Annotated in this window: 17 protein-coding genes and 3 pseudogenes; 8 read left to right on the forward strand and 12 right to left on the reverse strand. The window is 38.2% G+C overall.

Translation table 11 applies throughout. From position 1 onward, the window contains the following. Nucleotides 1-465: 465 nt before the first annotated feature. Complete coding sequence (locus JCM17102_RS12275; RefSeq protein ID WP_025075343.1) at nucleotides 466-720, reverse strand: hypothetical protein; 255 nt, start codon at nucleotides 718-720, stop codon at nucleotides 466-468. 456 nt (nucleotides 721-1,176) lie between these two features. Here JCM17102_RS12275 and JCM17102_RS12280 point away from each other — a divergent pair, with 456 nt between their 5' ends. Then, nucleotides 1,177-1,689: a ferritin-like domain-containing protein gene (locus tag JCM17102_RS12280; protein ID WP_025075344.1), complete on the forward strand. Its 513-nt coding sequence runs from the start codon at nucleotides 1,177-1,179 to the stop codon at nucleotides 1,687-1,689. 163 nt (nucleotides 1,690-1,852) lie between these two features. Here JCM17102_RS12280 and JCM17102_RS12285 read toward each other — a convergent pair whose 3' ends face one another. Then, nucleotides 1,853-3,703 (reverse strand): hypothetical protein, encoded by a 1,851-nt coding sequence (locus tag JCM17102_RS12285; RefSeq protein WP_025075345.1) that lies wholly within the window; start codon nucleotides 3,701-3,703, stop codon nucleotides 1,853-1,855. A 399-nt stretch (nucleotides 3,704-4,102) separates the two neighbouring features. On the opposite strand from JCM17102_RS12285, the gene metF reads away from it, so the two are divergent. From metF to gldH, 4 genes are read left to right on the forward strand one after another with little or no spacing between them, the layout of a single operon-like run. After that, the gene (metF, locus tag JCM17102_RS12295; RefSeq protein ID WP_025075347.1) at nucleotides 4,103-5,056 is read left to right on the forward strand and encodes a methylenetetrahydrofolate reductase [NAD(P)H]; all 954 of its coding nucleotides are present in this window, start codon (nucleotides 4,103-4,105) and stop codon (nucleotides 5,054-5,056) included. Nucleotide 5,057: 1 nt separating this feature from the next. Further along, nucleotides 5,058-6,182: a DNA polymerase III subunit gene (locus tag JCM17102_RS12300; protein ID WP_025075348.1), complete on the forward strand. Its 1,125-nt coding sequence runs from the start codon at nucleotides 5,058-5,060 to the stop codon at nucleotides 6,180-6,182. Nucleotides 6,183-6,198: 16 nt separating this feature from the next. Continuing rightward, on the forward strand, nucleotides 6,199-7,734 hold the full coding sequence (locus tag JCM17102_RS12305; protein WP_025075349.1) for a PSP1 domain-containing protein: 1,536 nt from the start codon (nucleotides 6,199-6,201) through the stop codon (nucleotides 7,732-7,734). After that, entirely contained in the window at nucleotides 7,712-8,191 is a 480-nt protein-coding gene (gene gldH / locus JCM17102_RS12310) for a gliding motility lipoprotein GldH (RefSeq protein ID WP_025075350.1), read from the forward strand. Before JCM17102_RS12305 ends, gldH begins: the two co-directional genes overlap by 23 nt. Here gldH and rodA read toward each other — a convergent pair. From rodA to JCM17102_RS12350, 8 genes and pseudogenes are all read right to left on the reverse strand, one after another. Beyond that, nucleotides 8,188-9,645, reverse strand: a complete 1,458-nt coding sequence (gene rodA / locus JCM17102_RS12315) for a rod shape-determining protein RodA (RefSeq protein WP_025075351.1) — start codon at nucleotides 9,643-9,645, stop codon at nucleotides 8,188-8,190. The genes gldH and rodA overlap by 4 nt on opposite strands. Further along, the gene (gene mrdA / locus JCM17102_RS12320) at nucleotides 9,626-11,488 is read right to left on the reverse strand and encodes a penicillin-binding protein 2 (protein ID WP_025075352.1); all 1,863 of its coding nucleotides are present in this window, start codon (nucleotides 11,486-11,488) and stop codon (nucleotides 9,626-9,628) included. Before mrdA ends, rodA begins: the two co-directional genes overlap by 20 nt. A gap of 2 nt (nucleotides 11,489-11,490) precedes the next feature. Beyond that, nucleotides 11,491-11,988 carry a rod shape-determining protein MreD gene (mreD, locus tag JCM17102_RS12325; protein WP_025075353.1) on the reverse strand — a complete coding sequence of 166 codons (498 nt, stop codon included), beginning with the start codon at nucleotides 11,986-11,988 and terminating at the stop codon, nucleotides 11,491-11,493. Then, nucleotides 11,985-12,830, reverse strand: coding sequence for a rod shape-determining protein MreC (gene mreC / locus JCM17102_RS12330; RefSeq protein WP_025075354.1), 846 nt, complete (start codon nucleotides 12,828-12,830; stop codon nucleotides 11,985-11,987). The genes mreD and mreC overlap by 4 nt, the downstream gene beginning before the upstream one ends. 7 nt (nucleotides 12,831-12,837) lie before the next feature. After that, entirely contained in the window at nucleotides 12,838-13,860 is a 1,023-nt protein-coding gene (locus tag JCM17102_RS12335) for a rod shape-determining protein (RefSeq protein ID WP_025075355.1), read from the reverse strand. Nucleotides 13,861-13,956: 96 nt separating this feature from the next. Continuing rightward, nucleotides 13,957-15,480 carry a bifunctional phosphoribosylaminoimidazolecarboxamide formyltransferase/IMP cyclohydrolase gene (gene purH / locus JCM17102_RS12340; RefSeq protein ID WP_025075356.1) on the reverse strand — a complete coding sequence of 508 codons (1,524 nt, stop codon included), beginning with the start codon at nucleotides 15,478-15,480 and terminating at the stop codon, nucleotides 13,957-13,959. Nucleotides 15,481-15,632: 152 nt separating this feature from the next. Beyond that, nucleotides 15,633-17,668 (reverse strand): annotated as a pseudogene (locus JCM17102_RS27465) (M13 family metallopeptidase). 57 nt (nucleotides 17,669-17,725) lie between these two features. After that, complete coding sequence (locus JCM17102_RS12350) at nucleotides 17,726-19,681, reverse strand: ABC-F family ATP-binding cassette domain-containing protein (protein ID WP_025075357.1); 1,956 nt, start codon at nucleotides 19,679-19,681, stop codon at nucleotides 17,726-17,728. A gap of 314 nt (nucleotides 19,682-19,995) precedes the next feature. Between JCM17102_RS12350 and JCM17102_RS12355 the strand changes: the two genes are divergently transcribed. The 3 genes from JCM17102_RS12355 (at nucleotide 19,996) to JCM17102_RS31710 (ending at nucleotide 21,539) form a co-directional block, all read left to right on the forward strand. Next, a complete protein-coding gene (locus JCM17102_RS12355; protein WP_033886796.1) occupies nucleotides 19,996-20,496 on the forward strand; it encodes a YcxB family protein in 501 nt (166 codons plus the stop codon). Nucleotides 20,497-20,775: 279 nt separating this feature from the next. Next, complete coding sequence (locus tag JCM17102_RS31705) at nucleotides 20,776-21,201, forward strand: helix-turn-helix domain-containing protein (protein WP_051572898.1); 426 nt, start codon at nucleotides 20,776-20,778, stop codon at nucleotides 21,199-21,201. Continuing rightward, on the forward strand, nucleotides 21,168-21,539 hold the full coding sequence (locus JCM17102_RS31710) for a hypothetical protein (RefSeq protein ID WP_051572900.1): 372 nt from the start codon (nucleotides 21,168-21,170) through the stop codon (nucleotides 21,537-21,539). Before JCM17102_RS31705 ends, JCM17102_RS31710 begins: the two co-directional genes overlap by 34 nt. A gap of 22 nt (nucleotides 21,540-21,561) precedes the next feature. Here JCM17102_RS31710 and JCM17102_RS32470 read toward each other — a convergent pair. Both JCM17102_RS32470 and JCM17102_RS27475 read right to left on the reverse strand, forming a co-directional pair. Next, nucleotides 21,562-22,100 (reverse strand): annotated as a pseudogene (locus JCM17102_RS32470) (HU family DNA-binding protein). 261 nt (nucleotides 22,101-22,361) lie between these two features. Further along, nucleotides 22,362-23,273 (reverse strand): annotated as a pseudogene (locus JCM17102_RS27475) (nucleotidyltransferase family protein). Nucleotides 23,274-23,380: the final 107 nt, after the last annotated feature.

The raw sequence follows: 23,380 nt of genomic DNA on the forward strand, positions 1-23,380 counted from the left end.
AATGGAACAATCAATATATATATGATAAAAATACAATTTATAGGAGATCTCATTCAATATTATGAATATATTCGACACCAAAATATTATTTTATAACATTTAAAACTTTTACCACTCGTGCTTGAACGAAAAAAATCAATAGAAAAACACCTGATAAACATAGAAGAGAGAGATTAGAAAATTATTTTAACTGCTTGCATTAATCATTGATTATTAATAAATGATTCAAAATGAAAGTAAAAGATAATGATGATGAAGAAAGGTGATAATAAGACCATGAAAGGTGACAATAAAACGTACAAATTTCTTATTATCACCACTCTATTATCACAAATACTACATTAATTATCAATATATTATCTCATAAAAGTGACAAGTGACAATAAAACGAGCAAAAAAACGTTGAGTACTGAATTCAAGTTTTAATTGCAGAATTAAAATAAATAATTAATTCCGTATATTTGGTTAGCGCTTCTTATGAAACAACAAGTTCCATTTCACTTTTAGCGTATCAAATATAGAACGCTTTCGTTCATTCTGAATCAATTTCAGTGCAGTACTAAGCAAACAACGTGCACATACATCGTCTTTAGTCCCCATTGAGCCACATTCTATGTCGTCAAACAAAGAGACCCAATTCTCTTTCAAGAACATAATCTTATCACTTGACCTTTCCAAATCAACCTTCATACGGCAAGAATAAACGCGATTTTCCATCATTTAAAATTTTAATTGCCGTTCCGCACTCCCCCTAGGAAAAGGGCGCAGGAACTATTACTATTATTCCACTAAAGGTTCTGGTAAACCCGCATACGGACAATGAGCAATAGCTCCACGCCCAGAGAATATATAACCTAAGTTATAATCAAACTGAACATGAAGATTTCTCATTTACTATCTGCGTATGCACAAATTTACCAGATTTATAGTGGCAGATAATAACTAGATATCTCCTAGTCTACGAAATATATTTCTTAATGAAATACAATACAAAAGTAAACAATTTCCTCGATCAATATTCTTATTCTTTCATTTTTTTATGTATAAAGATTAGAGTATATAGTTCACCTCAATCACATCTCAGATTATTTCTGTTAAATCTTCCACAAATCGCAAACAAAAGCATATTTTATCTGTTACCAAAACGACTTAAACATATAACTTAAACATTAAATTATGGCTAGAGAAAGTGTAAAAATCTTACAGGGAAAATTAGACATTGAAAGTTTGATTTCACAATTAAATGCCGCATTAGCCGAAGAATGGTTAGCATACTATCAATATTGGGTAGGTGCTCTGGTGGTAGAAGGGGCAATGCGTGCTGATGTGCAAGGTGAATTCGAAGAACACGCAGAAGAAGAACGCCATCATGCTCAACTGCTTGCCAACCGAATTATCGAATTAGAAGGTGTCCCCGTATTGGACCCTAAAAAATGGTTTGAATTGGCTAGATGCAAATATGACGCTCCTAATGAGTTCGATTCGGTTAGTTTGCTAAAAGACAATGTAGCTTCTGAACGTTGTGCAATTCTACGTTATCAGGAAATTGCCAACTTCACTAATGGCAAAGATTTTACAACCTGTGACATTGCAAAACAAATTCTTGCAGAAGAAGAAGAACATGAGCAAGACTTACAGGATTATTTAACAGATATTGCCAGAATGAAGAAGTCTTTCCTTGAAAAGTAAATTCTAATTTAACCTGAGTTCACACCCAAAAGTTTCCATGTATCAAAATCTCATAGAAACCTTATGCAAACTCAGGTTAAGTCTATACAGCAGAAAAATATTCAAGTAATTAAATACTGGAACTTATCCAGAATACTTTAATATATTTTTGCTATAATATTAATTATCTTTTACTATAAACAAAACGATATCGAAAACGTCCATTAGGAGCTGAATCACCATCACGCATACAAGTCTGAATGTCTCCATCGGCAACTGCATTATCTATCCATTTAAAATCAATAGAAAAGTTAGTAGTATCTACGATTGAAAGGCATCTTATTGGAATAGATAATTCCATTTCATTATTCTTAATACGATAAGAAACGGACTTCACTTTATCCCAACCCCATCCACCTTTACATTTCTCTAATATTGTTTTATCAGTATCCACACCTGTTCTGTTCACTACAAACTGGAAACCTTCCCACGACGGAGCATTATTTCCTCGTACCTGAATAAACAGTTGCATCCAGTTCAAATCATTGCAAGGTGTGATGGGTTCAGCTGTTTTCACATAAAAGAATAAGTTTGTACCGTCAGTTGCTACTTTTGATAGAATGATATCATTTCTCCCTGTTGTATTGACCAGTGTACCCAGCCGCCCCCAACCAAAATGATTACGATGTTTTGTATCTCCCTGATCGTCAGCATATACAGTATTTACTTTTTGCCAATCCATCATATTCCCGTCAATCTTAATCTTGTGTTTTTTTTCTGTTACGGGCTGTCTATGAACTCCTTTAAACTTCCGAATATAATCTACAAGCAAATAATAATAGTTATCCCCGAAATCTCCCTTGACAGGTTCTATATCTCTACTAAATTCATGATTGTATTGATCGACAAAATAGGTATCTCCTTTTTGAACATTCCGGTCAGGCATCGAAACTTCATTATTCCGCGACGCAATCTGGCGTTGGGCAGTCCACTCATTCCACCCTGTAAAAAACAAAAATGAAGGATCCAAGTCCATCGCCCGATTAAACTGGCTTTGAAAATAAGTACCTTTACCTGAAGAAAAAACCTTAGGTTCGGTATTAGTCTTTACATCAAAACTACGTCCGATATTTGATATAGGATGAGTAGCAGCAGCCACCGATACAAATTCATTCTTTCCTTCATGGATACCGGGTTGTTGCGGATACAATCCTGCCCACGGCCATTTGTCTACCCCATCTCCAAACCAAGTATCCACTCCTTTATTATTCCATAAATACCATGAATGGCGTATGGTAAACATATCTTTGCAAGCAACAGGAACTGCATTCGGGTCTACCAGAATCAAAGGTTTATCCAACCATCGAAACCACAAATCTTGATATAACTTCTTCGCATATATCTCCGAATACAAAGTATTAAATGTATTGGACGATGAAGAACTCAAGATAAAAGCAAACTGAGGAGTCGAACTTCCTTCATGCCGCATTTGAGTATAAATATCCATGATTTTTTTCACAACAGGGATATATGTATATGCATTGGTTACATCAAAAATAACCACATCCACACCTGCATCTGATAACATTTGAGCATGTTTGCGTATCACCCACTCATCATTTGATACATAGTATCCAAGATAAGGTTCTCCCCAGTGATGCATGGCATGAGCAGGTCCCCATTGAGGATTTACCGAGTCCTTTGCTAGTATTTTCGAAAGATCATAAGGACTTTTCACATCTGTAACAGCGGGTATTTGGACATCATTATAATTGGCAGGTTTGTCATATCCATGGCAACCATGCCAAATAAAATAGAAAATACCCACGAACTTATTATTTCGTTCTGTTATATCCGGATAAATTGCAGTTTCAGGATCTATTACATTACCCTGTCCGTCTATTGCACACCATGAAGAGGGATCGACTCTTACTACATTGTTTTCTCTTTCCATCTTATTTTGAGCTTCCGCAACAGTAGCAAAGAAAAACAGTAAACAAGTACAAATTAATTCAGAAAAAAACGGTCTGTCCATATAGCAAATTATTTATTATTTTATATTCATCCGACTTTTTAGAATTCCACAAGAATCCGTCAGCTAATGGCATAACTATGTAAACACATTGGGACAAAATGCCCGGTACGTTAAAATAACCATCGTATATTTCCATCGATTGACCCATTAACTTATCATTATCAAAGATTACTTGTGTTAGAAAATATGCCATAAATATACAACCAAATTATCATATAAATCAGAATATTTCACATATTTTCTATCCATTCAACAATAAACAAGTAACCTTTCACCAATTTAATAGCATTGGTACCAAACTATTTTAGGAAAAAACAAGAGAGAAATCTTTCTTTTTTCGTATTTTTGTCCCAATATGCACGTTTAATATAAATAAACAACGAACATTTACAAAAAAGAATGAGAGTAATTGACTTAATACATAGCAACGAAAAAACAGCTTTTTCTTTCGAAATTCTTCCTCCACTGAAAGGAACCGGAATAGAAAAGCTGTATCAAACAATCGACACTCTTCGAGAATTTGATCCGAAATATATCAATATCACCACCCATCGCAGCGAATACGTATACAAAGATTTAGGTAACGGGCTTTTCCAACGAAACCGTTTGAGAAGACGCCCGGGAACAGTTGCTGTAGCCGCTGCCATTCAGAATAAATATAATATTACGGTAGTTCCTCATCTTTTATGCAGTGGTTTCACTCGCGAAGAGACTGAATATGTATTGCTGGACTTACAGTTTCTGAATATTACAGATCTGCTTGTCCTACGTGGTGACAAGGCGAAACATGAATCAGTATTTACCCCTGAAGGTGACGGCTACCATCATGCAATCGAATTACAAGAACAAATCAATAATTTCAATAAAGGTATTTTTGTTGATGGGTCGGAAATGAAAGTTACCAATTCTCCTTTCTCTTTTGGAGTAGCTTGTTACCCAGAGAAGCATGAAGAGGCACCCAATATAGAATCCGACCTCTATTGGCTGAAAAAGAAAGTGGAAGCTGGAGCTGAATATGCTGTGACACAACTGTTCTATGATAACAAAAAATACTTTGAGTTTGTAGAACAAGCGAAAACTGCAGGTATCAATGTGCCTATTATTCCCGGGATCAAGCCTTTCAAAAAGCTGTCTCAATTGAGTATGGTGCCAAAAACATTCAAAGTAGACTTGCCGGAAGAGTTAGTAAAAGAAACTCTGAAATGTAAAAACGATGCGGAAGCCGAACAAGTGGGCATTGAATGGTGTGTAGCACAATGCAAAGAGTTGATGGATCATGGAGTTCCCAGTATTCATTTCTACTCTATCGGAGCAGTAGACAGTATTAAAAAAGTAGCAAAAGCAATTTATTGATATGTTTTTTAGAGACGTAATCGGACAAGAAGAAATTAAGCAACGACTTATTCTGGATGTGAATGAAGGACGGATTCCACATGCCCAGCTCATTTGTGGACCGGAAGGAGTCGGAAAAATGCCACTAGCTATTGCCTATGCACGCTATATTAGTTGTACCAACCGCGGAGAAACTGATGCTTGTGGCACATGTCCGTCCTGCGTTAAATTTAATAAACTCGTTCATCCAGATGTACATTTTGTCTTTCCTATCGTCAAGAGTGCGAAAGGGAAACGGGAAGTATGCAATGATTATATTGCGGACTGGCGCCCCTTTGTTCTGAATAATCCTTATTTCAACCTGAACCATTGGTTAAACGAAATGGATGCGGAGAACTCTCAGGCATTGATATATGCGAAAGAGAGCGACGAGATTATGAAGAAACTCTGTTTGAAGTCTAGCGAAGGAGGATTCAAGATAACGATTGTCTGGTTACCGGAAAAGATGCATCCGGTATGTGCCAACAAATTACTGAAACTACTCGAAGAGCCACCGGAGAAAACCATCTTTTTGCTTGTATCGGAAGTACCGGAAATGATTCTTCCTACTATTTTAAGCCGTACGCAACGGATGAATGTACGGAAAATAGATGAAAGCAAAATTGACCGGATACTTCAAACCAAGTATGGTATTCAACCTGCCGATAGTCTTTCCATTGCCCATCTGGCAAACGGAAACTTTATCAAAGCACTTGAAACGATTCATCTGAATGAAGAAAACCAATTGTTCTTCGATTTATTCGTCAGCCTGATGCGATTGTCCTACCAACGAAAAATCAGAGAGATGAAAGTGTGGAGCGAACAGGTAGCTGCCATGGGACGAGAACGCCAAAAGAACTTTTTGGAATATTGTCAGCATATGACCCGGGAAAATTTTATCTACAACCTACATCAACGCGATCTGATTTATATGACGGTCAACGAACAGAATTTTGCATCCCGCTTTGCTCCCTTCGTTAATGAACGCAATGTTATGGGAATCATGGACGAACTAAGCGAAGCACAACTACATATTGAACAGAATGTAAATGCTAAGATGGTATTTTTTGATTTCTCACTGAAAATGATTGTACTGTTGAAGCAATAAATTAATATATAAAACTATGGAATATAAACTTCATAATGGGAGCGGCGGCCTTTGTTGTAAAGGATGCTCCCGACAAGATAATAAACTGAACACCTATGATTGGTTGGCAGACATACCGGGCAATGCAGAGGAATGTGATATGGTTGAGGTACAATTCAAAAATACTCGGAAAGGGTATTATCGCAACAGTAATAAGATCAAACTTGAAAAAGGGGATGTAGTGGCTGTGGAAGCTGCACCTGGACACGATATTGGTGTGGTAACACTGACTGGAAGATTGGTTCCTCTGCAAATGAAGAAGGCTAATTTCAAAGCAGATACCGAAATCAAAAGAATCTACCGGAAAGCAAAACCGGTGGACATGGAAAAATTCAATGAAGCTAAGGCTAAAGAACACGCCACAATGATTCGTGCACGTCAGATTGCTTTGAGTCTGAATCTGAACATGAAGATTGGTGACGTGGAATATCAGGGAGACGGTAATAAAGCTATCTTTTACTATATTGCCGACGAACGTGTAGATTTCCGTCAACTGATTAAAGTACTTGCTGAAGCATTCCGCGTCCGCATTGAAATGAAGCAGATTGGTGCTCGCCAGGAAGCTGGACGTATCGGAGGAATCGGTCCTTGTGGTCGTGAACTTTGCTGCGCGACATGGATGACAAGCTTTGTTTCAGTTTCAACGAGTGCTGCTCGTTATCAGGATATCTCTCTGAATCCTCAAAAGCTTGCCGGACAATGTGCCAAACTGAAATGTTGCCTGAATTACGAGGTAGATTGTTATGTAGAAGCCCAAAAACGACTTCCTTCCAAAGAAATCGAACTGGAAACTAAGGATGGTACTTTCTATTTCTTCAAAGCAGATATTCTGAATAATCAGATTTCTTATTCAACCGACAAGAATTTCCCAGCTAATCTGGTTACTATCAGTGGGAAACGTGCTTTCGAAGTGATCGCAATGAATAAGAAAGGCATGAAACCTGATAGTTTGTTGGAAGCTGAAAACAAACAAGAACCGAAAAAACCAATAGATTTGCTGGAACAGGAAAGTTTAACTCGTTTTGACCGTAGCAAAAACAAAGACGGAAACAATAACGGTAACCGGAATAAAAAGAAGAAAAAAGGAAATAACAATAACCGCCCACAGCAACAAGCTGAAAATGGAAATCGCTCACAACAGGAAATAGAAGATGGAAATCGTTTGCAACAAGTTCCACGAGATAACAATGAGAAACGTCCGCAGGGTGTTGAAAATGAGAACATGAATAGGAGTGACAGAGAAAATCGCCCGAAGAATAACAACCGGAATAGGGGACAGAATCAAGGACGGAATACTGAAAACAGACGCCCTGAGAGGGGAACGAATCCTGAAAGACAACAAAATCTGAATTCCGAACCCCAACCTAATCAGGAACGTGGGCAAGAACGCCCGCAAGGACAACAACGCCCTCAAGCACAAGACCGTCAGCCTAATCAGGAACGTTCTCCAAAACCGGAAAGAAACAAAAATCAAGAGAAACCACAAAATAATGAAAAACCTGTTCAGGAATAGTTTATTTTGTTTATTCAGCGCTTGCCTGACAGCAGCGTGCAATGAGAATACAGTGTATCACTCTTATCAAGCACTTCCCAATGAGGGATGGACAAAGAGTGACACACTCTCTTTTCAGATTCCTATTACTGATTCCATTCCACCTACATTCAGATTATTTACAGAGGTTCGTAACAAGAGTAATTATCCCTATCACAATCTTTATTTATTCATTAGCCAGAATTTACAGGATTCCACTGTATTTCTTACGGATACAATAACTATTAACTTGGCAGATTCCACAGGGAAATGGCTAGGAAATGGTTGGGGGAATATTTATCAGTCGGCTGTATTCTTTAAATCCGTTCGTCCGTTATATCCCGGAAATTATACATTCAGAATTGTAAACGGAATGAAAGATGAGAAACTAAATGGTCTCAATGATATTGGTATTCGTATTGAAAAGAAACATGATTAAAGTCTTCTGCCTCGTCCTGAATCAATCCTCAGAAAGATAAATAGTAATATCGTAAAGCCCCACAAAGAAGAACCTCCATAACTAAAAAACGGCAAAGGAATACCAATTACCGGGGTTAATCCCAACACCATTCCAACATTTATAAATAAGTGGAAAAGGATAATACTGACTACCGAATATCCATACACACGTCCAAAGGTAGAAGGTTGCCGTTCTGCCAAAGCGATCAGCCGGAGAATCAACACAAGAAAAGCTACCAGGACAGCTGCTGCCCCCACAAAACCTTGCTCCTCTCCTACTGTACAGAAAATAAAATCAGTATCTTGTTCCGGCACATACTTCAATTTAGTCTGTGTTCCATTCAAAAAGCCTTTTCCCGTCAAACCACCGGAACCTATAGCAATCTTAGATTGATTTACATTATAACCTGCACCTATTAAATCTTCTTCCAAGCCTAATACAACTTTGATTCGAACTTGCTGATGGGGCTTCAATACATTGTCGAATACATAACTACTGGAATATAAAAAGCCAATAGAACCTATTGCAAAGAGAGCTATCAAAAAGTAAGAACGCTGCCGTTCACCCAGTGCCAGATAAAATAAATAACCTATCGTAATGATACATAATCCCCATTGCACCCAAACTAAGCTGAAATGTATCCAATATTCTGATATAAGATAAGCAATAAGCAAAATAAGCAAACTTCCTCCGATTATATTTCGTGTTGGTTTCCACTTTTTACGGTATACCCAAACCATCCCACCAGCAAATAACAAAACCAGCAGTAATACTATAAATTCTCCTAAAGGAGTGGGCGTATCTGCTATATATATTTCATCAAAACGGATCCCGACTACGAAATACAAAACCGCACATACTCCGGCAAATAATACAACTCCGGGCATTCCTTCACGATACAAAACCAAGAAGAAAGCCAAATATACCAATGCCGAGCCAGTTTCCTTTTGTCCAATAATTAGCAACATTGGAAGAAGTATAATTAATCCCAGGGCCAAGGCAGATTTCTCTTTCTTTATATTGAACGAATAAGAATTCATATACTTGGCAAGTGCTAATGCCGTAGCAAACTTGGCAAACTCCGCCGGTTGCAGACTAACAGGTCCCATTACTAACCAAGAACGGGAACCTTTCGTATCCGGTGCTATAAAAATGGTAACGATTAGTAATAAAACGAATCCTATATATATAATGTAGGCAAACATATCATACATTCGGTCCTCCAACATCAATAGCACAAAGCCGAGTCCAAATGAACAGACAATCCAGACAAACTGCCTGCCGGCACGAGTAGAAAAATCCAAGAAATCACGATCTCCATAATCATAACTAGCCCCGCAGACACTAAACCATCCTGCAACAATCAGAATCAAATAAATACAAATCGTTGTCCAATCCAGTGTTTTCCACAAACTATCGTTCCTCGTTACCATATAATATGACTTTGTTACTGAATTCTTCTGCTACTATTTCATTTTTAGGAGAAAGCTTTCCTTTTATATATTGTTCCATCATCAATGCACCGATAGGTACGCCATAGTTAGCTCCCCACCCTCCGTTTTCGACATAAACAGAAATTGCAATTTTAGGGTTATTCATCGGTGCAAATCCCAAAAAAGCAGAGTGGTCATGCCCCTTATTCTGGGCTGTTCCGGTTTTTCCACAAGCTTCCAAATCAGGGATCATCGATGTCAGTAACTTACAAGTTCCTCCGGTAGCTGCCGCCCGCATACCTTCCACCACTGATTCATAATGGCGTTTCTCAATGGTAGGATAAAGTGGGAAACGATAAGCACTATCCAATTGATTATCTTGTATCTCTTTTACAATATGCGGAGTAATAAAATGTCCGCGATTAGCAATAGTAGCTCCAAGATTCGCTATCTGAAGAGGAGTAGTCACGATTTCACCTTGTCCGATAGAAATACTGATCACAGTAAGTCCATTCCAATGTCCTCGGTAAGCCTTATCATAAAACTGAGCATTCGGTATTAATCCTCTTTTCTCTCCCGGCATATCGACACCCAACCGATAACCAAATCCTTGCGATACCATATGATCTTTCCATACAGTAATAGCATTTTGAGGAGAACCATATTTCCGGTCACCAAACATGCGAAACAATCCCCAACAAAAATAAGCATTACAAGATGCAGCAATAGACGGAACCAACGGCAATGGAGAACCATGTGTATGACAACCAACTTTCAATCGTCCATAATGAAAACCACCTGAACAAGGAAAAGCAGGACTATCTTTAGTTACAATTCCTTCTTGTAAGAATGTCAATGCTTGTGCTGTTTTAAAAGTAGATCCCGGAGGATATGTTCCTGAAATTGCACGATTCAAAAGAGGTTTCATCTTATCACGTTGCAACATCAGATGATTCTTTCCACGTTGGCGGCCAATCATCAAATGAGGATCATAATTAGGAGAAGTTACCATACAAAGAATTTCTCCTGTTGTCGGTTCAATAGCAACAATACTGCCAATCTTATTTTTTAATAATCGCTCACCTAACATTTGCAGATCAATATCCAAGCCCAAAGTCAGATTCTTTCCAGGAACAGAAGGACGATCAAACTGTCCATCCATATAGTGTCCCTGTATGCGCCCATGAGCGTCCCGGAGCAGAACTTCAATTCCCTTTTCGCCACGCAAATATTTCTCATACGATTTTTCAACTCCGGACGTACCTACATAGTCACCACGAATATAGTAACCTTCTTCATCAGCCTCAAGCATTTTCGCTGAAATTTCTCCAATATCTCCCAAAGCGTGTGCAGCTGCATTATACGAATATTGGCGAATAGTACGACGCTGCACATAAAAACCACGAAACTTAAACAACTTTTCTTGAAAGACACCGCATTCTTCCGCCGAAAGCTGAGACATAAATACTTGATTAGTATACCTCGAATATCCCGGATTGCGGCGACGATCTTTCATATCTGCCATGATTTTCAGGAACTGTTCTCTAGTGATTCCTAATGACTGACATAAATCAAGTGTATCCAGATTCTCTACTTCTTTTGGAATAATAGTAATATCGTATGCCGGTTGGTTAAATACCAATAGTTTACCGTTACGATCATAAATTGCTCCGCGTGAAGGATATTGAATTTTATTCAGAAAAGCATTGCTATCAGCATTCTTTTTATAATCATCAGTAGTGATCTGCAATACGAAAAGGCGTATCAAATAAATTAATACGATTGAAACGGCAACTCCTCCGATCACAAACTTTCGTTTCTCTAAAATATAATCTTTTGCCATTTCTATCTCCTAATGCCTTCCACAGCTATAATGCAGGTTACAGTCAAAAGAGTGCACGAAACCACCCGCAATAACAACAGCAGTATGCTGGAAAATGAGAAGAACTCAATGGTGAGTAATGTCAGACTATGTACAAAGACACTTGCAATCGTATATTTCAAAAAGGGAGCTATCCCCATTGTCTTAAAAGAAGGAATGATACTATCCAGAGTATCACGTGGGGTAAAAAGACGCAACAACGAAGGTCGAAGAAAAGCTAGAAAAACAGTTGCTGCTGCATTCATGCCAGGAGTATCAGCAAAAATATCAATAGTAAGTCCGAAAAAGAAAGCCCACAACATCAGTTCATTCCTGGAAGTACCGGAGCTAAACTTCAGAATAAAGTAAATATAGAGAAAGGGAGTAGCATATCCGGCAATATGGACATTATTCAGGATTAATACCTGAAGCAGTACCAATCCGATAAACCATCCTATTCTATGTATAAAAGTAATTATCATTGTTTAGCAGCCTTGTTTTCAAGTTCCTGTTGTTCCAGTTGTCCCTTCCTTTCGATAACCCGTACATCACTTAATTTACCGAAATCTGTAGCCAATTTAATTTTCAACAAATAAGATAAACCATCATTAGAGTCGGACATATCATCTACCGTTCCTACCATGATACCTTCAGGAAAGACAGTCGAAAAACCACTTGTCACTACAGTATCCCCCAAATTAAATTCAGCATGACGAGGCAGATCCTTCAGATAAGCATATTGCGAATCCCCATGTTCCCATTTCAAATAACCAAAATAATCGCTGCCAACAATCTTACAACTGATATTAGATTTACTGTTTAATATCGAAATTACTACCGAGTAAGACGGAGAAGTCTCATATACGATTCCTACAATTCCATTTCCATCCACTACGCCCATCTCTGAACGAATACCAGCCAAAGAACCTTTATCAAGAGTAATATAATTATCTGCCAGATTCAGACTATTCTTGATAACATGCGCCTTAAACAGTTGATAATCTGTTTGAGGTATTTCTTTGATACTATTGATAGTGATAGAATCGAGTTGCCGTTCTTTCAATGCCTTCTCCAAATTGTTAATTTGTTGTTCGAGCAACATATTCCGGTCTAACAAATCTTCATTAACTGATTTTAGGTGAAAATAAGAGGAAATTCCTCCGGAAACTTCATAAACAGCCCCCACAATCACATTGGCAGAGGTAAAGAAAGCACTCTGCTGATAATGATTGAACCGAAATAACAAAACAAAACTGGCTACCTCTAATACGATGAAGAGGAACCAGTAATTGTATTTCAAAAGGAAGTTGATTAAATTCCGCATCTCTTGCCTATCTCATTAAGAATGAGAAACGGTCTACATTCTTTAATGCCACACCTGTACCTTTAGCTACTGCGTGCAAAGGATCTTCTGCAATATGGAAAGGTATATTTATCTTATCCGTCAGACGTTTGTCCAGACCACGAAGCAACGCACCACCACCAGCAAGATAAATACCATTGTGTACAATATCAGCATACAATTCGGGTGGCGTATTTTCTAATGCGCTCAAGATAGCCGTCTCAATCTTTGAAATTGATTTTTCCAAACAGTGAGCCACTTCCTGATAACATACAGGAACTTCCATCGGAAGTGCAGTAATACGGTTCGGACCATGAACGATATAATCTTCCGGAGAATCCTCACCCAGCTCAGTCAAAGCAGCACCTACATTGATCTTGATACGTTCAGCCATACGTTCGCTGACTTTCACATTATGCTGACGGCTCATGTATTCCTGAATATCAGCAGTCAAATCATCACCAGCAATACGGATAGAGTTATTAGAAACGATACCTCCCAAAGAGATTACGGCAATTTCCGTAGAACCACCACCTATATCAACAATCATGTTTCCTTCCGGAGCTTCCACATCAATACCAATACCGATTGCTGCTGCCATTGGTTCGAATATCAAATAAACATCACGTCCACCAGCATGTTCGGCAGAGTCGCGCACAGCACGTAGTTCAACCTCCGTACTTCCCGACGGCACACCTATCACCATACGTAAAGAAGGTGAAAACAAATGATTACGAGTATTTACTTGTTTAATCAAACCGCGCATCATTTGCTCGCAAGCATAGAAGTCGGCAATCACTCCATCTCTCAATGGACGAATAGTACGAATGTTTTCGTGGGTCTTTTCATGCATCAACTTTGCCTTTTCTCCCACGGCAATCATCTTATCCGTACGACGATCCAGGGCTACAACCGAAGGCTCATCCACCACAATCTTACCGTTTGTGATGATGATGGTGTTGGCTGTTCCCAAGTCCATCGCTATTTCTTGTGTAAAAGAGAATAATCCCATACTTTTTAAATGAGGAATTAAGAATGAAGAATTAAGAATGAGAATATACTACCAACGGCAATCCTTCATTATCAGTTCTTCATTCTTCATTAATAATTAGTGTTTAAAATGACGGATACCAGTAGTCACCATTGCCATTCCATGTTCATTGCAATAAGTGAAAGACAGGTCGTCTTTTACAGAGCCACCCGGTTGGATAACTGCTGTAATACCTTCTTTATCCGCAATTTCCACACAGTCAGGGAACGGGAAGAAGGCATCGGAAGCCATCACTGCACCATTCAGATCGAAACCGAATGATTTAGCTTTTTCGATTGCTTGTTTCAAGGCGTCTACACGTGATGTCTGGCCAACACCACTTGCCAACAATTGCTTGTTTTTTGCCAAGACAATGGCGTTTGACTTACTATTTTTCACAATTTTATTGGCAAACAGCATATCTTCTACTTCTTCTGGAGTAGGAACTTTATCTGTTACAGTCTTCAGATCGGCTACCGTTTCAATATTTGTATCTTTATCCTGAACTAGTACCCCGTTCAACAAAGCGCGGAACTGTTTTTTCGGCAATTTAGCTTCTTTACGAACCAAGATAATACGGTTCTTTTTTTGTCCCAGGATTTCAAGCGCATCCACATCGTAATCCGGTGCAATGATTACTTCAAAGAAAATCTTATTGATTTCTTCTGCAGCGGCTTTATCTATCACGCCATTCGTAATCAGAACTCCTCCGAAAGCAGAAACTGGATCACCAGCCAATGCTTCTTCCCAAGCTTCTAAAACAGTCGGACGAGAAGCCAGTCCACAAGCATTATTATGCTTCAGAATAGCGAAAGTAAGATCATCGAACTCATCAATCAGATCAACGGCAGCATTGATGTCAAGCAGATTATTATATGAAATTTCTTTTCCATGAATCTGGTCGAACATAGCTTCCAGATTTCCATAGAAATAACCTTTCTGATGTGGGTTTTCGCCGTAACGAAGTTGCTTTTGATTGTTTACTGAGCAACGGAAAGCAGAACCTTCACCTGCATCAAAATAGTTAAAAATAGCTGAATCGTAGTGAGAAGAAACAGCAAAAGCTTCTTTTGCCATCCAACGGCGTTCTTCAAGTGTTGAAGTAGCACCATGTTCCATCAGCATATCCAGCAACGGTTTATATTGAGCTTGAGAAGCTACGATTATAACGTCGTTGTAATTCTTAGCTGCAGCACGAATCAAAGAAATTCCGCCAATATCGATTTTTTCAATAATATCTGCTTCAGATGCACCGGAAGCTACTGTGGCTTCAAACGGGTATAAATCAACAATGACCAAATCTATTTCAGGAATCTCATATTTTTCGATCTGTTGTATATCTTGTTCCAAACCACGACGGCAAAGAATACCTCCGAAAATCTTCGGGTGTAATGTCTTTACGCGACCACCCAAAATAGAAGGATATGTGGTCAAATCTTCCACTGCTTTGCAAGGATATCCCAATGATTCAATAAACTGGCGAGTTCCACCTGTAGATAGAAACTCTACTCCCTCTTCATGAAGTTTGGTAATAATTTCATCCAAACCTTCCTTGTGGTATACAGATACCAATGCGGTTTTTATTCTTTTAGATTCTGACATTGAATTGCTTATTAAGTATTTGACGCGCAAAGTTACGAAATATTGTTTATCGTACGTAATAAATAAGGTGGGAATTAATAAAAAAAAAAGCGTTAGCTCTTCCCAAGAAAAGGCCAACGCTTTTTTACGTTTACTATCTAATTAATAAAATATTACCAAATAGTCACCCGTTTATCTTTCGGTACAAACATTGAATCCTGTTCTGTGATATTGAATGCTTCATACCATTTACCAATATGAGACAGTGCTCCGTCTACACGCCATTTACCCAATGAGTGAGGATCAAGTTTCGTTAAACGAAGGATTTCTTCAGGACGGATATTTCCCGCCCACACATTAGCATAAGCCAGGAAGAAACGTTGTTCAGGAGTAAATCCATCCATAACTTCCAGTGGAGTTTGTTTCATAGCCTTCTTGAAGGCTTGGAAAGAGACTTGCAAACCTCCATGATCAGCAATATTCTCACCCAGAGTCAAACTACCGTTTGCATGTACACCCGGAGCGACTTCAATATTATCAAAGAAGTTTACCATTACTTGCGCACGTTCATCGAACTTTTTAGCATCTTCTTCCGTCCACCAATCTTTCAGATTTCCTTCTTTGTCATATTGACGTCCCTGATCGTCAAAACCATGGGTCATTTCATGACCAATGACTACTCCGATAGCTCCATAATTGGCAGCATCGTCAGCATTCATATCAAAGAAAGGAGGTTGCAGAATAGCTGCTGGGAAACAGATTTCATTAGTGGTTGGATTATAATAAGCATTAACAGTTTGAGGAGTCATCAACCATTCATCCTTATCTACCGGCTTTCCGGCTTTAGAAATCATTTCGTTGAAATCCCACAGATTGGCACGTTCGATGTTCGCCCAATAAGAATCATCTTTTATCTCCAGTGCAGAGTAATCCTTCCATTTGTCTGGATAACCGATCTTTACATGGAAAGCAGCCAATTTATCCAATGCTTTCTCTTTGGTTGGTTCGCTCATCCATTCCAATTCCTTGATACGTTCACCCAAAGAAGTCTGTAAGTTCTTAACTAGCGTTACCATACGCTCTTTGGCAGCAGCAGGAAAATATTTCTCCACGTACATTTGTCCGACAACCTCACCTAGAGAACCATCTACCGTACTTACCGCACGTTTCCAACGAGGCTGCATTTCTTGTTTACCAGACATTGTTTTACCATAGAATTCAAAATTCTGAGCTACAAAATCATCACTCAAATAACCGGCGGCAGCGTCTATCAGGTTCCATTTCAGATATAATTTCTGATCTTCAAGAGGTACGGTATCAATAATAGCCGTTACTTCTTTCATCGCATCAGGCTGACAAACATTTACTTCTTTAATATCTTTCAGTCCGGAAGTTGTAAAATAAACATCCCAATTAAAAGTCGGAAAATCCTTTTTTAACTTTTCGATTTCCATCTTATTATAGTTGGCATGGGGATCACGTAATTCAACCTGAGAGCGGGAAGCCTGTGCAAGGCGTGTTTCAATATTCATAACAGCAGTCACAGCTTTCTTTGCAGTAGCCTCATCATAACCTGCTAATTGGAACATTTTGGCAACATGTTCCTGATATTTATCACGAATCTTTTTGGTCTGTTCGTCATTTTCCAGATAATAGTCACGTTGTCCCATTCCTAAACCTCCCTGATAAGTCTGAACAATATTCATGGAACTATTCATTTCGTCCGCACCCACATAAAGCATGAAATAAGGACGGATACCTTTCTTCTGGATTTCAGCAAGATATACATATATATCTTCTTTACCTTTAAGAGCATCAATTTCAATCAGTTCTTCTTTGATAGGAGTAAAACCATCCTGATTCAGTTTTACGCTATCCATTGCAATGTTATAAAGGTCACCCACTTTCTGAGCTGCACTACCCGGAACATTATCTTTCTTTGCAGCAAGCTCAGCAATCAATCCTTTCAACTGTTCCCGATTATTCTCGTTTAGCATATCGAAAGAGCCAAAACGCGAATACTCGTCTGTTAATGGATGAGCTTGTATCCACCTCCACAGGCATATTGATAAAAACTAGTACCCGGCAAAGCCGTAGTATCCAGATTTGCAAGGTCGATGCCAGATGCAAGCACCGCGCCTTTCTTACTATTGCATCCAGTTGTCATAAGGCATACTGCAAGAATTGGTAAATACTTGGTTATTTTCATTGTGAATAATTTATTTATATTCGATTCTCATTTATTGTTTATCAGCTTATCGTCACATTAGCCTTTTGCTTCTTCCAATTCCATCGAGACACGTTCCCATTCCTCGACAATATCATCCAATTGCCGTTTCATTTTTTGATGTCGTTCATAGAGCTGCATATCTGAAGAGCCTTCAGGTGTTGCCATTTTTTCTTCCAGGATGGCAATCGCAGCTTCCGACTCTTCAATAGAAGATTCACATTCAGCGACTTGGCGTTCAAGCTTTTTAATTTTCTTATTAAGTTCCTTTTGAGCTTCATAGGATAGTTTGCTCTCAGAAGGCTGAGTTGTTTCCGATTCCGTTTCTTTGGAAGATGTCGTAGGAGAAGAAGAAAGAGATACCCTTTTTTGAAGTTCATTCAAGCTATCAATCTTTTTCTTCTGAAGAAATTCGTAAATACCTCCCAAATGTTCACGTACTATACCACCACCAAATTCATAAACCTTAGTCGCAAGCCCATCCAAAAAATCACGATCATGGCTGACAACAATCACTGTTCCGTCAAAGTCGCGAATGGCCTCTTTCAATACGTCTTTCGAACGCATATCAAGATGATTGGTCGGCTCATCCAGAATCAGTAGATTCACAGGTTCGAGCAATAATTTAATCATAGCCAAACGAGTACGTTCACCTCCGGAAAGCACTTTCACCTTTTTATCGGAAGCTTCGCCTCCAAACATGAATGCCCCTAAGATATCACGTATTTTTAGACGGATGTCGCCTGTGGCAACATTATCAATCGTATCAAAAACAGTCAGATTTTCTTCCAACATTTGTGCTTGATTCTGTGCAAAGTAACCGATCTGTACATTATGACCAATGGTCAGCTTACCATCAAAATCAATTTCATTCATAATGCACTTCACCAACGTAGATTTACCTTCACCATTCTTACCGACGAACGCTATTTTCTCTCCACGATTGATTCGAAGATTTACATTTTGGAAAACAACATGTTCTCCATAAGCTTTTCGAACATCTTCACATATTACAGGATAACTTCCACTACGGCTAGCAGGAGGAAATTTCAAACGCAATGAAGAGTTATCTTCTTCATCAACCTCAATACGATCTATCTTCTCCAACTGTTTAATACGGCTCTGCACTTGCACCGCTTTTGTTGCTTTATATCGAAAGCGTTCAATAAAAGCTTCCGTATCTTCGATCTGTTTTTGTTGGTTTTCATAAGCACGAAGTTGCTGCTCACGACGTTCCTTCCTCAACACAACAAACTCATCATATTTCACTTTGTAGTCATAAATCTGCCCACAGGTGATTTCAATAGTACGAGTAGTTACATTATTCAGAAAAGCACGATCATGGCTGACCAATACAACAGCATTGGCACGAGTTGCAAGAAAATTCTCCAGCCATTGGATACTTTCGATATCAAGATGATTAGTAGGCTCATCAAGCAGAAGTACATCGGGACGGCGCAAAAGTAGTTTTGCCAATTCTATGCGCATTCTCCATCCACCGGAAAACTCAGCAGTAGGACGTTGAAAGTCTTCCCTACTGAATCCCAACCCCAGCAGAGTCCGTTCTATCTCTGCCTGATAATTTGTACCTCCCATCATCAGAAAACGATCGTTTGCATGAGTGAAACGTTCTATTAACTGGTGGTAATCCTCCGAGTCATAATCAGTCCGCTCGGCTAATTCCTGATTCATTTGTTCCAGTCGCGCCTGAAGTTTAAATATATCTTCAAAAGCTTGTTCCGCTTCTCCCATTACCGTACGGTTATCAGAGAGAATCATAACTTGTGGCAAATACCCTATTGTTACTTCTTTGGGAACAGCTATCGTACCATGTGTCGGCATTTGCAGACCTGCTAAAATTTTCAGCATAGTCGATTTACCTGCACCATTCTTACCGACTAACGCAATACGATCTTTTTTATTAATAACATAGCTAACGTCTTCGAATAACGGCGTTGCATTAAATTCTACTGATAATCCTTCTACTGAAATCACTTCTGTCTCTGATTAATAAGATTTTGGACTGCAAAGATAACGCATCCCTGTGGAAAAAGCACCTAATAGATGAAAAAGAAAGTTGTTGGTAAATAAAAAAAGAGTTTATTCATCCTCATATAACCTCTCTTTTACATTAACCTGTAACTTATAAAATCATTTTTAGTATCTAAAAGTTGTTTGAATCATAAAAAACAACTATATTTACAACTGAATATTACAGACTTGATATCAGTTGCAAAAGGATGAAACCTCAAGTTACTAAAATACGGGGAAATAATTAATATAAGAAAAAACGATAAAACCGAATGAATATGGAATCTTTATTTACTATAAAAAGCAAAATTACCAAGGAAGAATATATTAGATTTAACCGAGAAGTATTAAAAAAAGAATTTCATTATTCTCGAAACATTACAATCATCAACATAATTCTCGGACTGATAATAGTAGGAATTTTGTTCTCTGGTGATAGTACTTCATATCCGCCAGCAGCTATTATTTTCACGTTTTTAATATACTACAATTGGAAAGCTACTAAAGGTATGGACCGAAAGGCTGCTAAAGCATTTGATCTAAACAAAGTAAATAAAGATCTGGAAACTCAAATATGTTTTTTCAACGATCATTATGAAACAACAGATGAAAAAGGTTCCTCTAATATACCATATTCCAACTTATATAAAATTATTGAGACAGATACAAACCTGTATTTGATGTATTGTAAAAACCAAGGAGTCATCATAGTAAAATCCAACTGTTCTTCTGATTTGATTGAATTTATCCACTCAATCAAATCAGAATACAAATTATAGATTTCCATCTTGTTATTTCTTACTCATTATTAAAAGCATGACTTGATTTATCGAGTGAAAATTACTGCAATAATAACTTTTCCAATAGTATTCTATACTTCATTTTTATAATTTCATCTCCTTGCGATAAAAAGCTAATTAAATGTTAGTAAATTGTTTGATAAAACAATGCGAATGTTTGTATCTACCAAATATTCTTTGTTTCTTTGCATTAAAACAAGTGTTTGGCATATGCAAATACGCTAACTAATCATATAACCTCATTAAATAAATGTAAGTATGGAAGGCTGGGAAAGAGTAAAATACATTATGGAAACCGAAGGATACAATAAGAATTCCTTCAGTACTGCTATTGGCATGAGTAGCAATGTGACTATCACTCGTTTAGTCAATGAAAAAAGAAGTCCTTCAAGGGCTACTTGCCAAAAAATAATCGACAAGTTTCCGCAATATAGTTACGACTGGTTATTTTCTGGAACAGGAGATATGTATGCAAAGAAAGAACCAGAGAGCACTAATTCTACTATTTCAATCAAAGAAGGAAATATAAATCCCAATCTCTTTGTCTCTCCCAATGCCCATCGCCTGGATACAACAGGATTCATGAACGTGCCTTTAGTACACGTCCGCGCCCAGTGTGGATATTTAAACGGATACAACGATGAGGCTATATGGAAAGCCTTCCTAATTTACCAGTCATTGTAGACCGGACTTATCATGGAAAGTATATGCTTTTTGAAGCAGAAGGAGATAGCATGGATAACGGTACCAAAGAATCTATCTGCGATGGAGATATCGTATTAGCGAGAGAAATACAACGGGATTTATGGAGATATAGACTTCACATCAACGACTGGTATTTCATTATCGTCCACCGGACGGAAGGTATTGCTATCAAACAGATTATAGATCATGATGTGGAGCATGGTATCATCACTTGTCATTCACTCAACGATATGTTCAGGGATTACAAAATTTATCTTGACGAAGTAGAGGAATTATACAACCTGATTAAAATTGTAGACAGAAGCGCACGATTATAACGGTTTGCTCCATCACTTTCGTCTAGACTACTTGCTTCCCGTTGCCATAGTACATCCGTACTCAGCGTTTGATAAAAGATATTCAACCCCTTAAGAGTGGTTCTCTTGTTACACCCCGTCAGCTGACAATAGTCAGCACGGGGCAAGCAGAGATTTTTCTTTAGATAAGTATTAACTATTTCCAATCCCTCATTACATTTGACCTTTTTCCTGGGACGAGTAAATGATATACCACGTTGCAATCTCATCTGCCACGCACTTCCTTCTTAAATTGATAACTTACACAATAATTAATATTTTCAATTGAATGGACTGTGCCCGCATATCGCGCTTTTTAATCACAGGAGCTCCATCCTTCAGCAAGTAAATTCCTCAACTCATTTTGAAAAGATTGCAAAGCACCTGATACATACTGCGACTCATTCCTGTAAACAAATAGACACGATCCAGAAATTCATCTTGATCGATAGTTCCCTTAAAAACTACCCGGGGATGAAGTGGTTGCTCCTCTCCTGCCTTTTAGATATCCGGCATCTCATATAGTTCATAATACATGCTCATATTTACTAACACTTCTTATAGGTATCTCTAAATAATTGCTTCCCTATCCAGAGACAATTAATTTATTAATTCTAATTCGTTTGAGTATATTATACTTTACGGAACACTATAGTGATTCGCATTAGTTTACAAGGGTAATAGACTAGGAAAAAAATAAAAATAGCGTAGAAATGCTTAGTATTTGCACTATCTACGCTATATATCTAAATTAGCAAGAATTCCATTACCTTATCAGCTGGATTCTCAGCTAGTTACAAGCTATTAGAACAATTTAGCAGGATATTCTCCAGCATTCACCAATGCCTGAATCTTATCAACCACGCTCTGACGGTCTTCCGGATAAGTTACACCAAACCATTTGCTAGTAGTATCCAATACTTCTACGGTTGCAGTTCCATCATTAATCAATTTATCCACCATCAATGGAATGAAGAATTCACTCTTCAAGTTCTCCATATTTTTCGGATCACTCAGGAAAGCCTTGAAAAAATTCTTCACTATATGGGAAATAATCAGGAGTAAATCCCCAAAAATTCATACTTACCGGAGTCGTATCAGGAGTTGCAACCCACTCACCATTATCATCGATATACTTCACTTCACCGTCGATGCGTTGAATCTTAGTACGTTCTACTACGGAAGTCAGCAAGCTGTTAGAATCTGTACCACAAATACCACGAGATACAGTACCACTTTCACTCAATGTATTTCCCACACGGAATCCTACCATCGAATAAACATTCTTTGAACCTTCCGGAAGAGCTGAAAGGAATTTACCCATTACCTGGAAAGAATCGCGTCCGTAAAAGTCATCACAGTTAATCACAGCAAATGGCTCTTTTATCACATCGGCACCCATCATTACAGCATGATTTGTACCCCAAGGTTTTGTGCGATCTGCCGGACAAGTAAAGCCTTCAGGAAGATCATTAATTGACTGGAACACCAATTCACATGGGATATGACCTTCGTATTTGGAAATAATTTTATCACGGAAGTCCTTTTCAAAATCTTTGCGGATCACAAATACAAGTTTGCCAAATCCGGCGTTGATGGCGTCATAAATAGAATAATCCATAATAGTCTCGCCATTAGGACCTAGTCCGTCCAATTGCTTCAAGCCACCATAACGCTACCCATACCGGCTGCCAATAAGAATAAAGTTGGTTTCATAATTTGTGTAATATTAAAAGGTTAGTGATGTCATCGGCATCAGTTTTCGGTGCAAATGTACAAAAAATGTTCTTTCTTTTGTCTTGAAACAAAAGAAAGAACCAAAG

The organism is Bacteroides faecichinchillae JCM 17102, from assembly GCF_000614145.1.
Classification (GTDB): Bacteria; Bacteroidota; Bacteroidia; order Bacteroidales; family Bacteroidaceae; genus Bacteroides; species Bacteroides faecichinchillae.